At 64.2% G+C, this 13,272-nt stretch carries 9 protein-coding genes, 1 tRNA gene and 1 pseudogene; 4 read left to right on the top strand and 7 right to left on the bottom strand.

The window, feature by feature from the left end; genetic code table 11:
• Positions 1-70: 70 nt before the first annotated feature.
• The 3 genes from OVA00_RS15545 to OVA00_RS15555 all read right to left on the bottom strand — a co-directional run bounded on the left by OVA00_RS15545 (position 71) and on the right by OVA00_RS15555 (position 3,264).
• Positions 71-487, bottom strand: a complete 417-nt coding sequence (locus OVA00_RS15545) for an MAPEG family protein (protein WP_090294904.1) — start codon at positions 485-487, stop codon at positions 71-73.
• Positions 488-570: 83 nt separating this feature from the next.
• Positions 571-2,073 (bottom strand): IMP dehydrogenase, encoded by a 1,503-nt coding sequence (gene guaB, locus OVA00_RS15550; protein WP_034800902.1) that lies wholly within the window; start codon positions 2,071-2,073, stop codon positions 571-573.
• A 204-nt stretch (positions 2,074-2,277) separates the two neighbouring features.
• Positions 2,278-3,264, bottom strand: coding sequence for an MBL fold metallo-hydrolase (locus OVA00_RS15555; protein WP_268089293.1), 987 nt, complete (start codon positions 3,262-3,264; stop codon positions 2,278-2,280).
• Positions 3,265-3,450: 186 nt separating this feature from the next.
• Here OVA00_RS15555 and OVA00_RS15560 point away from each other — a divergent pair, with 186 nt between their 5' ends.
• A complete protein-coding gene (locus OVA00_RS15560) occupies positions 3,451-4,860 on the top strand; it encodes a DHA2 family efflux MFS transporter permease subunit (RefSeq protein WP_034800899.1) in 1,410 nt (469 codons plus the stop codon).
• Positions 4,861-4,911: 51 nt separating this feature from the next.
• Here OVA00_RS15560 and OVA00_RS15565 read toward each other — a convergent pair.
• A pseudogene (locus OVA00_RS15565) lies at positions 4,912-6,551 on the bottom strand (peptidoglycan D,D-transpeptidase FtsI family protein).
• Between OVA00_RS15565 and OVA00_RS15570 the strand changes: the two are divergent.
• On the top strand, positions 6,489-6,836 hold the full coding sequence (locus tag OVA00_RS15570; RefSeq protein WP_268090392.1) for a hypothetical protein: 348 nt from the start codon (positions 6,489-6,491) through the stop codon (positions 6,834-6,836). The pseudogene OVA00_RS15565 and the gene OVA00_RS15570 overlap by 63 nt on opposite strands.
• Positions 6,837-6,978: 142 nt before the next feature.
• On the opposite strand, the gene OVA00_RS15575 is transcribed toward OVA00_RS15570, so the two are convergent.
• The 3 genes from OVA00_RS15575 to OVA00_RS15585 are packed head-to-tail and all read right to left on the bottom strand — an operon-like array spanning position 6,979 to position 9,684.
• The gene (locus OVA00_RS15575) at positions 6,979-7,359 is read right to left on the bottom strand and encodes a VOC family protein (RefSeq protein ID WP_113188755.1); all 381 of its coding nucleotides are present in this window, start codon (positions 7,357-7,359) and stop codon (positions 6,979-6,981) included.
• A gap of 1 nt (position 7,360) precedes the next feature.
• The gene (locus tag OVA00_RS15580) at positions 7,361-8,098 is read right to left on the bottom strand and encodes an RlmE family RNA methyltransferase (RefSeq protein WP_034800892.1); all 738 of its coding nucleotides are present in this window, start codon (positions 8,096-8,098) and stop codon (positions 7,361-7,363) included.
• Positions 8,095-9,684, bottom strand: a complete 1,590-nt coding sequence (locus OVA00_RS15585) for a Ppx/GppA phosphatase family protein (protein WP_060516471.1) — start codon at positions 9,682-9,684, stop codon at positions 8,095-8,097. The genes OVA00_RS15580 and OVA00_RS15585 overlap by 4 nt, the downstream gene beginning before the upstream one ends.
• A gap of 317 nt (positions 9,685-10,001) precedes the next feature.
• Between OVA00_RS15585 and OVA00_RS15590 the strand changes: the two genes are divergently transcribed.
• Positions 10,002-10,075, top strand: a tRNA-Gln gene (locus tag OVA00_RS15590).
• 213 nt (positions 10,076-10,288) lie between these two features.
• The gene (locus OVA00_RS15595; protein ID WP_268089294.1) at positions 10,289-13,267 is read left to right on the top strand and encodes an ATP-binding protein; all 2,979 of its coding nucleotides are present in this window, start codon (positions 10,289-10,291) and stop codon (positions 13,265-13,267) included.
• Positions 13,268-13,272 lie beyond the last annotated feature (5 nt).

Raw genomic sequence — 13,272 nt, forward strand, 5'->3', positions numbered from 1 at the left:
CATCAAGACGGGAAGATGAAGGCGCAGACTGTCTCAGATCTGCGTCAGAATGGCGGTGCGCCTATCCGGATCAGCTCATCGCCATCCAGACGGCAAGCCACACCCACATCGCAAACAGCGTTGCAACACCGCCCATGAACAGCGGGCGCCGGTAGCGGAGGCGATTGCTGGTGACATGCACGAAGGCGTGCACATAGCGCAGGGCAACGAAGAGCCAGGCAAGAGCGAGGGAGACGATGTTGTCGGCCTCGGTGATGTAGAGCAGCACGCAGCAGAGGTAGAAGAGAACCGGCAGCTCGAACTGGTTGGCGATGCTGTTCTTCACCACCAGGCTTTCGCCCGGCTCGTCACGGTTTTCGCGAAACTGGCCGGCATTCGCCTTACCGGCGCGCACCAGGCCCATCCGGCGGAAGGAGAGAAGAGCATAGAGGCAGAAGACGAGGAAGACATGAGCCACGATCGGCCAGAAAATCTCGAAACCCGTCATTACGCTACTCCCTCAAACACGCTTACTCTGAAATAGCGAAGGGCGCCGCGCGATGGCGCGGCGCCCTTCGAATGCAATCGCAATCAGTGCGCGCCCGGGTAGTTCGGGCTTTCGCGAGTGATCGTCACGTCATGGGCGTGGCTTTCGCGCAGGCCCGCGCCGGAGATGCGCACGAACTGGGCGCGCTCCTGGTATTCCTTGATCGTCGGGCCGCCGACATAACCCATGGAGGCCTTGAGGCCGCCCGCGAGCTGGTGCAGGACGCCTGCGACCGGACCCTTGTAGGGGACCTGGCCTTCGATGCCCTCGGGAACCAGCTTCAGCGTGTCGCGCACTTCCGCCTGGAAGTAGCGGTCCGCCGAGCCGCGCGCCATGGCGCCAACGGAGCCCATGCCGCGATAGGCCTTGAAGGAGCGGCCCTGGTAGAGGAACACTTCGCCCGGGCTTTCATCGGTGCCGGCAAGCAGCGAGCCGATCATGACGGCCGAAGCACCGGCGGCGATCGCCTTGGCAAGGTCGCCAGAGAACTTGATGCCGCCATCGGCGATGACAGGAATGCCGGCCGCCTGGGCGGCTTCGACGGCGCCCATGATCGCAGCGAGCTGCGGCACGCCGACACCGGCGACGATGCGCGTGGTGCAGATCGAGCCCGGGCCGATACCGACCTTGACCGCATCCGCACCGGCATCGATCAACGCCTTGGTGCCGGAGGCAGTCGCGACGTTGCCGGCCATGATGCGAACCGAGTTCGAGAGTTTCTTGACGCGGGCGACCGCGTCGAGAACGCGCTGCGAGTGACCATGGGCGGTGTCGACGACGATCAGGTCGACGCCGGCATCGATCAGTCGCTCGGCGCGCTCAAAGCCGTCATCGCCGACCGAGATGGCGGCGGCGGCACGAAGGCGGCCCTGCGCATCCTTGGAGGCGTTCGGGTTCAGCTGTGCCTTCTCGATATCCTTTACGGTGATGAGACCGACGCAACGGCCGTCGCCGTCGACCACGAGCAGCTTTTCGATGCGATGGGCGTGCAGCAGGCGCTTCGCTTCCTGCTGGTCGACGCTTTCCTTGACCGTGACCAGGTTCTCATGGGTCATGAGTTCGTGGATCTTCTGGTTCGGATCAGAGGCGAAACGAACGTCGCGGTTGGTGAGGATACCGACGAGGCGGCCCTGCTTCTGGCCACCGGCACCGCCGTTTTCAACGACCGGGATGCCGGAAATGCCATGCTGCTTCATCAGGCCGAGCGCATCGGCGAGCTTGGCGTCGGGACCGATGGTCACCGGATTGACGACCATGCCGCTTTCGAACTTTTTGACCTGGCGAACCTCTTCGGCCTGCTCGGCCGGCGTCAGGTTGCGGTGGATGACGCCGATGCCGCCGGCCTGCGCCATGGCGATTGCGAGACGCCCTTCGGTCACCGTGTCCATGGCCGACGACAGGATCGGCAGGTTCAGGTCGATGTCCTGGGCAATGGTGGTCGCGATGTTGGTCTGACCCGGCATGACTTCGGAATGCCCGGGCAGGAGCAGGACGTCGTCGAAGGTCAAAGCCTCCAGACCAGTTGCCGTTTCGATGATGCGCGCCATGGCCAATTCCCTTCAAATAGCGAAAATCCCCGGGGACGGGCTGCGATTTGTCCACCGGGCGACTTCAAAGCGTGTCTTGGAAGTTGGCGAGGGCTCGTAACACGGATATGTCAGGATGAAAATAGCCAAAGCCGGGAAATGTCCCGCCGTCGGCCGATATTTGTTGCAGAGCAGCAATTTCGCGCGAAGAGGCGCGGCAACCGATCAGATATCGAGCTGATAGCTTGCAGGCACGAAACGGTAACCCTCGCCCTGCTTCTCGACGAAACCGACCGCAGGAAACGGCATGTGGTAGCCGATAAAGGGCAGCCGTTCGCTGGCGATCATGTCGAACACCCGGCGGCGCGTCTCTGCTGCCTTCGCCTTGTCCATGTCGAAGCGCACTTCCCAGTCCGGCCGCTGCAGCGACAACACATAGTGGTTGGCGGTATCGGCCGTCAGCATCAGCGCTTTGCCGTCGGAATCGAGACGGAACACCATGTGCCCCGGCGAATGGCCGAAGGCGGCAATGGCCGAAATGCCCGGAACGACCGCGGCACCGTCGCCGATGAAGGTGGTCTTTTCCGCAAGCGGCACGACCTTTTCCAGCACGGCCTTGTGACCGTTTTCTGCTGGCGTGCCGGCGCGCGCCGGATCTTTCCAGAAGGCGTATTCGACTTCGCCCATCACATAGCGGGCATTGGCGAAGGCCGGTTTTTCGGCCTCCATGAGGCCGCCGATGTGATCGCCATGCATATGGGTTACCACGACAACCGAGACCTGCTCCGGCGAATAGCCGGCAGCGCGGATCCCGTCGAGCAGGCGGCCAGCGCCGGTCTCCCGACCGCCCTCGCCCATGCCGGCATCGAAGAGCACGAGGTCCGATCCGGTATCGACAAGAACCGGCGAATAGCTGTTGAGCAGCGCATCGGTCGGCAGGAAGTTCTGCTGCAGCAGTTCGGCCACCGCCTGTTGCGGCTGGTTGGTGCCGTAGGTCTCGTGCGGCTTGTCGCTGACGCGAGTGCCGTCATTGACGACAACGATCTTGAACGCGCCAAGCTTGAGCATTCTTGTCGGAGGGCTGGCTTTCATGCCGGTGTTTTCCGATTTTTCCTGAGCGACTGCAATGCCCGTCATCAGCGAGGGCGCTGCGAGCACGCCGAGCGTTCCCGCTCCCATCAAGGTCCTGCGCTTCATCGACATTTCACTCATGGTTCGTTTCCGCTTTCTGTTGGATCCGTTGCCATCGGCGGCAACTCGGCCAGAACTAGCGTCTTGACAGCAAAGGCCAGTCGGGATCACAGGCTTTTGATCCGCAATCACCGGTTTTGCCCCGACAAAAGCCATGACCGGCATTATTAGCTTCTGCTTATCGCTGACCGTCCGAAGCATCGTTTCATGAACCGTATCGTCCCGATGATCCTTGCCGTCGCTCTTTTCATGGAGCAGATGGACTCGACCGTGATTTCCACGTCGCTGCCGGCAATCGCCCGCGACATCGGCGTCGGGCCGATCACGCTGAAGTTGGCGTTGACCGCTTACATGGTGGCGCTGGCGATCTTCATCCCCTTGAGCGGCTGGATGGCCGACCGCTTCGGCGCCAAGAGGATCTTTCGCGCGGCGATCCTGGTCTTCATTGCCGGATCGATCTTCTGCGCCATTTCGAACAGCCTGCCCGCCTTCGTCTTCTCCCGGTTCCTGCAGGGAATGGGCGGCGCGATGATGACGCCGGTCGCTCGCCTCGTGCTGGTTCGCGGGACGCCGCGCAGCGAACTGGTGTCGGCCATGGCGCTGTTGACGATCCCCGCGCTCGTGGGTCCGCTTGCCGGACCGCCGCTCGGTGGCTTCATCACCACCTACTTCTCCTGGCACTGGATCTTCCTGATCAACGTGCCCGTGGGCATCGCCGGCTACATCCTGTCGGGCATCTACCTGCCGAAGATGGAGCCGCTCGATCCGCCGCCGGTCGACGTGCTGGGCTTCCTGCTCGGCGGCATCGCTGCCTCCGGCATCGTCTTCGGCCTGTCGGTGATCAGCCTGCCTGCCCTGCCCCCCGTTGTCGGCATCGCCTCGGTAGCGATCGGCCTTGTTTCGGCCCTGCTCTACATCCGCCATGCGCGGCGTCATCCGGCCCCGGTCCTCGACCTGAAGCTCTTCCGCGACAACGCCTTTCGCGCCGCTTCGATCGGCGGCACGATCTTCCGCATCTCGGTCGGCGCCGTTCCCTTCCTGATGCCGCTGATGCTGCAGGTGGGGTTCGGCCTCAATCCGTTCCAGTCCGGCCTCATCACGTTCATCGGCGCGGTCGGCGCGATTACCACGAAGTTCTACGCGCGGCGCGTTCTGGCCTTTGCCGGCTTCCGTACCACGCTCATCATCGCTGCGATCATTGCGGCGATCACCACCTTCGCCAACGGCTTCTTCACGCCGGAGACGCCCTATCTGGTGCTGATCACCATCCTCCTGATCGCCGGCTTTGCGCGCTCGTTCTTCTTCACCAGCGTCAACGCGCTGTCTTTTGCCGATATCGACGATGCGGATGCCAGCAAGGCGACCTCGATGAGCGCGGTGCTGCAACAGATCAGCCTGGCGCTCGGCGTTGCGGTCGCCGGCGCGATCCTCGAAATCGAGACGAAGCTCAGCGGCGGCCCGTTGCAGCTCGACGATTTCCACACCGCTTTCATGATCATCGCCGCCGCCAACCTGATCGCGGCGATCCCGTTCCTCACCATGGCGAAGAACGCCGGCTCCTCCGTGTCGGGACACCGGCTGCCGGCGCGCGAAGTCGAGACGGCTGCGGGGAAATGATCCCTTGGGCACCGACTGATCGACGGTGCCTTCCCAGCAACGGTGCCGGCCTTAGTAGTTGGCCAGCCACTGTTCGGCGCCCAGGTCTCCAAACCGGGGCTTCACCCCAAGGAGCGGCGCAGACCGACCGATGATCGACTTGACCATCGGAGCGGCGTTGGCCGCGGCCGTCCGCCCGCCGTTTTCTCCGGTTTTCGGCGCGTCGATGATCGACAGCACGATGTATTTGGGCTTATCCATCGGGAAGGCCGCAAGGAAGGCGTTGAAGTTGATGTCCTTGGCATAGCGGCCGTTGATGACCTTGTCGGCCGTGCCGGTCTTGCCGCCCACATGGAAGCCTTCCACCTGCGCCCGCCTGCCGGAGCCCTTCACGCCGTTCCAGTTGTAGAGGAAGCGCATGTCGGCGCTGGTCGTTTCCTTGATCACCCTTTGCGAGACGAACTTCGTTTCCTCCGGCGAGCGCGGCAGGAAGGTCGGCGGGATCAGGTGTCCGCCATTCATCAGCGCCGCGGCAGCAACGGCCGTCTGCAACGGCGTGGTCGCCACGCCGTGACCGAAGGAGATTGTCACCGAATTGATCTTCTTCCACGTGCGCGGCTGGGTCGGGATGGCGACCCCCGGCATTTCGGTTTGCATGCGGGACAGGAGGCCCATCTTCGTCAGGAACTGCTGGTGACCTTCGATTCCAACCATGTCGGCAACCGCCGCGGTGCCGATGTTGGAGGAGTACTGGAAGACCTCCGGGATCGATAGCGGGCGGTTCTTGCCCTTGAAGTCCTTGATGGTGAAGCCGCCCATGCGGATCGGCCGCGACGCGTCGACGACCGAGTTCAGGTTGACCTTGCCCGCGTCGAGGCCCATCGCCAGCGTGAAGCTCTTGAAGGTCGAGCCCATCTCGAACGTGGCGTTGCTCATCCGGTTGAACCAGCCCTTTTCGTACTCCTTGTCGACGCCGCCGCCAGGCAAGGTTCGCGAGGGTTCGTTCGGATCGTAGTCGGGTACCGAGGCCATGGCGAGCACCTCACCGGTCTCTGCATCGAGAACCACAGCGCCGGCCGCCTCGGCCTCATAGTCGGTCATCGCGTTGGCGACCACTTCGCGCACGATGTTCTGGACGCGCAGATCGATCGACAGCCGCACAGGCTCGAGCGAGGCGTTGCTGGTAAGGCCAGCGGCCCGCAGATCGGCAAAGCCCTGCTGGTCGAGATAGCGCTCGATGCCGGCCAGCCCCTGGTTATCGACATTGACGTGACCGAGGATGTGCGAAGCGGTGACGCCGCCGGGATAGAAACGGCGCTTTTCCGGGCGGAAGCCGATGCCGGGAATGCCGAGCGCCAGAATGTCCGACTGCTGCTTCGGCGTGAGCTGGCGTCGCAGCCACTGGAATGCCGATCCGGACTGGAGTTTGCGGTGCGTATCGCGCCAATCGAGATTGGGGATCACGGTCGCGAGCTTCTCGACGACCTCGTCGGCGTCGACGATCTTGCGCGGTTCCGCATAGAGCGACATCGTGTTGAGATCGGTCGCCAAGAGATGGCCGTTGCGGTCGACGATATCCGGGCGAGAGGCGATGACATGGCCGCTGCCGCCGATCGACGCGGTTTCGGTACCGGCGCCGACAGGCCATATTGAACCAGCCGCCCGCCGACGACGAGAAAGACGACGGCAAAGCCGGCGATCAGGATCCCCACCCGCTGCCGCGCCTGGTTCCTGCGGCCGGCGCTGGTGCCGATGATCACCCCCGGCTTGCCGGCACCATTCCTCTTGACGGAAAAATGCGCGCGGCTTCTGAGCCGAACGGCAAGCGAAATCATCGACATCCAGGTACTTCCACATGCAGCCAACCGGGCACGTGCTCGACCCGTCGCCAATCGTCGATCGGCAGCCAGCGCTCGGTGAAATTTAAAACCTTAGGAGGTCCTAATGGACCAGATAGCACCACCAGAGTTGCATTCAACTGGTTAATGGCCGATTAACCACGATGCGCCGTCTTTGGGGGGACCGGGTTTGGAGGGCGATCAGGAGTGCGGCCGATCGGCAAAAGCCGGCCTGGCCCCGTGGCGCCTGCGTGCTTTCGCCATCAGGAAATCGTTGGAAACTCGGCGCCCAAGCGGCAGGTTACTCCGGCCGCTCGCAGACGGCGGCGATCTTGTTGCCGTCGTGATCGCGAACCCAGGCACCATAAAAATTTGCGTGAAACGGGCGTAGGCCCGGCGCACCCTCGTCCGTGCCGCCATTGGCAAGGGCTGCGGCATGAAAAGCGTCGACGGCGGCGCGGGTCTCGGCGGCAAGCGCGATGCTCACGCCATTGCCATAGGTGGCGGGCGCGCGGTTGAAGGGAGTCACCACCCAAAAGCGGATGCGATCGCCCTCAGCGCCATAGCCGATCTCGGTCTCGTCCCGGCGCTGCCGGTGGTAGCCAAGCGTCGGCATTACCGCATCGTAGAACGCGCCGGCGCGTGTCAGATCGTTGCTGCCGACGGTGACGTATAGCAGCATGTTATTTGGCCGCTTCGTCTTCGGTTTCCGTTTCGCTGCCGGCCTGCTGGCGTCCCTTGAAATCCTTGGCAAGCAGGAACATCTCGACCGATTCGGCGCGCGAGGAGGCCGGCTTCACATGGATGACCTGACGGAAATTCTGCTTGAGCATGTTGAGCAGCTCGCGCTCGGTGCCGCCCTGGAAGGTCTTCGCCAGGAAGTGCCCGCCCTTGGCCAGCACGTCGACGGCGAAATAGGCCGCGACCTCGCACAGATGCATGGTGCGCAGGTGGTCGGTCTGGCGGTGGCCGGTCGTCGGCGCCGCCATGTCGGAGATCACCAGATCAGGTGTTCCGCCGATCGCTTCCATCAGCTTGCCCGGCGCTTCCGGATCGAGAAAGTCCATCTGAAGAATGCGCACGCCCGGAAGGGGATCGACCTCGAGGAAGTCGATCGCCGCAACGCGCGGATCGGTATCGGTGGAGTTGGTGACCTTGGCGGCAATCTGCGACCAGCTGCCGGGGGCAGCGCCCAAGTCGATGATGCGGCGCGCGCCGCTCAGGATCTTGTGCTTCTCATCGATCTCCAGGAGCTTGAACGCCGCGCGGGCGCGGTAGCCCTCGAGCTGCGCCCGCTGCACATAGGGGTCGTTGATGTGGCGCTCGATCCAGCGGCGGGAGGATGCCTTGAGCTTGCCCTTCTTGACCTTCTGGCCAAGCTTGCGGCCGCTGCGGTTGGCGCCGACGGGGGGTTTCGTCATGGTTTGTTTCCTTCGTGGCTGCCGGAGGCATTGGAACCGCGCTGGTGGCGGCGCGGCCGCGAGCGGCGCCAGGCGCCGTCGTCCGCCATCATATCGGTGAGCAGGCCTTCGCGCAGGCCACGATCGGCGACCCGCATGCGGGTCGACGGCCAGCGCCGGCGGATCGCTTCGAGGATAGCGCAGCCGGCAAGCACCAGATCGGCACGATCAGGGCCGATGCAGGGATTGGCGGCGCGCGCGTCGAAATCCCAGGAGAGAAGCCGCGCCTGCATGGCCGAGACTTCGTCGTCCGTCAGCCACAGGCCATCGACGCGGCGGCGATCATAGCGCGGCAAGTCGAGATGCACGCCGGCAAGCGTCGTCACCGTGCCTGACGTGCCGATCAGGTGGAAGCCGCTGCCCGACGTGCCGTTCGCCAGAGCTTCGACAGGCGGGCTGTCGAAGCGGGAAAGCATGCCTTCCACTTCCTGCACCATCGCCTCGAAGCTTGCCGGCGTCACATGCTGGCCGCCATGGCGCTCCGAAAGCGTCACGACGCCGACCGGCAGCGAAGTCCAGTGGGTGATGTGGTTGGCGAGCCGGTTCGAGCGCGAATCACCGATGCGGATGACGGCGATCTCGGACGAGCCGCCGCCGATATCGAAGAGCACGACCGAGCGCGTCTCGCGATCCACCAGCGACGAGCAGCCGGAAACGGCAAGCCGTGCCTCGGTTTCGCGGTTGATGATTTCGAGATCGAGACCGGTTTCGCTCGCAACCCGCTCAAGGAAGCTTTCGCCGTTTTCAGCCGCGCGCGCAGCCTCCGTCGCAATCAGGCGGCTGCGGCGAATGGTACGGGCGCCGAGCTTCGACGCGCAGATCTTCAGCGCCTCGACGGCACGCTCCATCGCCTCGTCCGACAGCCGGCCGCTGGCACCGAGCCCTTCGCCGAGACGGACGATGCGCGAGAAGGCGTCGACCACCCGGAACTGGCCGGGACGGGTCGGCTGAGCGATCAACAGACGGCAATTGTTGGTGCCGAGATCAAGTGCGGCATAGAGCGGCGCGGGCGGTTCGCTAGCAGCGATATAGGGTGCACGCGGTTGTTCGCCGCGATTGCCCGAACGCGGCTGTGCGCCCGCCTGACCGCCGCCGGCGGCAGAAGTCTGCCGCGCATTGCCGCCGCCATCGGCGCCACGCTGCTGCGCCGGCTGGCGCTCGCCGCTCGTCAGCGGGCGCCCCTGGAGCCCGCGGCGGTGCTTGGCCTTCTTGCTGCGCTTGTGGCCCTTGCGTTCGCCAAGCGACGCATCGACGACCTGAACGCCGCTGCTTTGCGACGCGGATCCGGCCTGAGCCTGCTGTTTTGCTGATTTCGAACGACGCCGCCGCTTGCGCTTGCGCGCCGGCTCCGTTTCGTTCTCTCCTGCGGGACGCCCTGCCAAACCGGCTGCGCCGGACTGGCTGGCAATTGCAGACGGCGAAGCAGACGACTTGCGTCGTTTACGCTTGCCCTTGCCGTTGCGCGGACCGAGCTTCGATCCATCACTGCGGCCTGCTGCCGACGCCCCGGATTCGGACGGCTTATCGCCGTGATCGGGGTCTTTCACTTGTTTCAACCATGGCGCCGCGCAAGGCCTTAGGGCCGCTCAAGGCGCTCTCTCGATTTTTCGTTGGCGCGACTGTACCAGCGCAACCCCCATTCGCCAAACTTTTTTTGAGAACCGGCTTGTGCACAACAAAGGCGTCGGGCGCCCGAACCCAGCAAACACACCGGGTTGAGCACCTGGGCCCCTGTTCCGGCCACCCTCGATGGCTGCGATCTCACTTCAGCCGCGATTTTTTTTGCAAAAGGTATTTGCATCAGCCGCCGATTTGTTTATAAGCCCGCCAACCACACCGACGGGCTTCGCTCCGACGGCGGCTTTGGGGAATAGGTTAACGGTAGACCCACGGACTCTGACTCCGTTAGTCCTGGTTCGAATCCAGGTTCCCCAGCCAATCTTCTCTCTTCAATTCCTTGATTTTCAGATCGCGCTGGATGTCGATTTGACGCCATTGGCGGCCCGATACGGCGCCGAAATCCCTGCCCACCGTAAGCTCCGTCACCTCTGAGGTAGGAATATTAGGATATTCTGCCCCATGGTCGCTTGCCTATGCGTGGCAAATGGAGTGGGATGTGGTCAACTCGGCTGACGTTGGGCGATGGCGAGAATGAAGGGGTCCGATTCGCAAATTCAGCTCGGCGGCGAAAGGCGCCAGGTGACGGCGGTTTTCTACGATATCGTCGGTTCGACCGAGCTGTTGCTCAGCAACGACCCGGAGAAATACCTCCGCTCCATCGCCAGTCTCCACAACAGTTCGGAAGACATCATTCGTCGCCATGGGGGCAATCTTAGCCGGCGGCTTGGCGACGGCGGATGCGGCTACTTCGGCTATCCGGCGCAGGTCGAGGACGCAGCCGAAATGGCCGTCCAGGCGGCTCTGGAGCTCATTGAGATGGCGACCCGGCAAAGCCACCGCCCGCGCACGGTACCCTTCAAGTTGCGCGTCGGTGTCGCAACCAGCGTCGTCGTCCTCTCCTCCGACGGCAAGGATATTGTCGGCACCGCACCGATACTGGCGGCGCGGCTTCAGGCGGAAGCGCAGCCTGATACGGTCCTTGTTGCCGAGGCAACCTACCAGCTCACCCGAAACAGGTTCGACTATACTTTCTTGCGCGACGCCGCTCTCAAGGGCTTCTCTGAACCGTCGGCGTTGTGGCAGCCTCTTGCCAGAAGCCCTGGATCTCTCCGCGACCGGTCGAACCCGGCGCGCGGCGCGCCGATGGGCGGGCGCGAGAAAGAGCTGGCGCGGCTCACGATCGAGTGGAACGCCGCATGCAGCGGCACTGGCAGATCGGTCGCCGTGACCGGGGAAGCCGGTATCGGCAAGTCCCGGCTCGTCGCCGAACTGCGCCGCTCGCTCGGGCGCGAAAACGATGCCGATATTCTTCTGCAATGCGATGCACGGATGACCGGCGAGCCCATGCAGCCGCTGATCGGCTTTCTGGAAGCAAGCGTGGGAAAGGATGTCCTGCAGCGCGGCAACGCACCGCAGCTGCGGGAGGCCCTGCACGGCATCGGGCTTCCCGTCGATGAGCGCGCGGCGCGCGCGATCGCCACGTTTACCGGCGGCGATTCGCGACGCAAGGCCGGCAATATCCAGGTTGCCGATCTCTCCGGCGAGGCGTTCCGAAAGGATGTCATCCGGGCGGCCGTGCAGATCCTGTGTGCTGGCGACGCGGCCAAGCTCATCGTGATCGAGGACGTGCACTGGGCCGACAGCATGACCCTGACGATGCTCGAGCACCTGGTGAGCCACGCTCGCCATCGTCCGGTTCTAGTGGTCCAGACCTCGCGTGGACCGACGGCGGTTGCAGCCGCCGAAAGCCTGCCCCTCCAAGGCCTCGGAACCGCGGCGATGAAGAGCCTGGTCGCCTCCGTATGGGGCGGCGCGCCACCCGCAGGCCTAGTGTCCTTCATTCTGCAGCAATGCGACGGACTGCCGCTTTATGCCAAGGAGCTCGCGCTTCTGCTTCGGAGCCGGCATTCCGTCGCGCCTGCCGCCGCCAGCTGGACGAAGCTGCTCGTCGAAGAAGGCGTTTCGTCGCTGAACGATCTCCTAGCCGTCAAGCTTGCGAAGGTTGGAAGCGCCCGCCGCGTTGCCCAACTGGCAAGCGTCATCGGCAGGGAGTTCAGCGTCAGCCTGCTCAATCGGCTGCTCGATGGCGCGGCTGCAGCGTCGCTCGGAGCGGACCTTGCCGCACTCGTCGCGCATGGCGTGATCGAACAAGGCGCCACATCCAACGACGCCTTCCAGTTCCGCCACGTGCTCCAGCATGAGGCGACCTATGGCAGCCTGCTTCGCACCGACCGGCGCAGGTTCCACAAACGCATCGCCCAATTGCTAAGCGAGGAGGACGTGCCGAGCGTGCCGCCAGCCGTGGCCGCCTGGCAATGCGCCGAAGCTGGCCTCCATCTCCAGGCGGCGCAATTTGCAATGAAGGCGGCGGAGGCGTGCGTCCTGCGATCGGCGATGCGCGAGGCCCGCCAGTCGCTCGATCTTTGCGCCCGCGAGATCGCGGCGATGCGGCGGCACGTGGATCGCCGTCAGTTCCTGCTGGACCTGCTGCAGCTTCAGGGCGTCGTGGCGACGGCGCTCGAGGGCGAAGGGTCGCAACTGGCCCGCCGGACCTACGCGCGCGCCATTTCACTGCTCAAGCGCGACGGCTCCGCCAACCGCGAAGAGCGCCTGCCGCTCTATTGGGGCTGGTGGTTCACCGCTCCGAACATTTCTCTGCAACAATCGCGGGCGCGCGTGCTGGTGAGCGACATGGAGGGCGCCCGGGATCCCGAAACGCGGCTTCAGGCTTATCATTGCGGCTGGGCGACGAGCTTCCATGCAGGCCATCACGACTACTGCCTGGACTGCGTCGGCAAGGGCATCGCCCTATATGACGCGGAACGGGCGCTTCGCAATCGCGCCTTCTACGGCGGCCACGACGCCAAGGTCTGCGGCCTTGGCGAAAGCGCCTTGTCCTACCTTCTGACGGACGCACACGAACCGAGCGAGGCGGCCATCCGGCAATGCCTGGAGTGGGCCGACAGGACGGAGCATGTCGGCAGCATGGTGCATGCGCTCTACTACGGAATCGTTTTGCGCCGCTGCCAGCAGCGATATGAAGACGTGCACAGCCTCGGCGAACGCATGCTGGCGCTCGCCGACGAAAATGGCCTGGTGGCGAGCCAGGCGCGCGCCAATATGTATTGCGGCTGGGCGGAAGCCATGGCCTCGTCACCGGAGCGGGGCGCTGCGCGCTTCGAGGAAGGGCTGCGCCTCCAAAAGCTCACGGGGACCGACGACAATCTGTCGATCCACAGCGACATGCACTCCGAGATCCTGGAACGCATGGGAGATCCCGGAGCGGCGGTCGTCCCGATCGAGAACGCCATCGCGCTTGGCCGCAAGAGCGGCCAATGGTTCTGGCTTGCGGAGCTCTACCGGCGAAGGGCGCATCTGCGGCTGGCGCTCGGCGACGCTCCTGCGCGGGCACGGCGCGACCTGCGATATGCCTTGCAATCGGCCGAGACGCAGGGCGCCGAATGGCTGGCCAAGCGCGCCGGGCACGATTTGCGACATCACTTCGGCTAGTCGGC

The sequence above is a fragment of the Ensifer sp. SL37 genome (assembly GCF_026672675.1).
Lineage (GTDB): Bacteria > Pseudomonadota > Alphaproteobacteria > Rhizobiales > Rhizobiaceae > Ensifer > Ensifer adhaerens.

Bases quoted from the DNA above. Each gene is read 5' to 3' on its own strand.
- OVA00_RS15595 (WP_268089294.1), top strand. From the start codon at position 10,289: ATGAAGGGGTCCGATTCGCAAATTCAGCTCGGCGGCGAAAGGCGCCAG.
- OVA00_RS15575 (WP_113188755.1), bottom strand. From the start codon at position 7,359: ATGCTGCTATACGTCACCGTCGGCAGCAACGATCTGACACGCGCCGGC.
- guaB (WP_034800902.1), bottom strand. From the start codon at position 2,073: ATGGCGCGCATCATCGAAACGGCAACTGGTCTGGAGGCTTTGACCTTC.
- OVA00_RS15580 (WP_034800892.1), bottom strand. From the start codon at position 8,098: ATGACGAAACCCCCCGTCGGCGCCAACCGCAGCGGCCGCAAGCTTGGC.
- OVA00_RS15545 (WP_090294904.1), bottom strand. From the start codon at position 487: ATGACGGGTTTCGAGATTTTCTGGCCGATCGTGGCTCATGTCTTCCTC.
- OVA00_RS15560 (WP_034800899.1), top strand. From the start codon at position 3,451: ATGAACCGTATCGTCCCGATGATCCTTGCCGTCGCTCTTTTCATGGAG.
- OVA00_RS15555 (WP_268089293.1), bottom strand. From the start codon at position 3,264: ATGAGTGAAATGTCGATGAAGCGCAGGACCTTGATGGGAGCGGGAACG.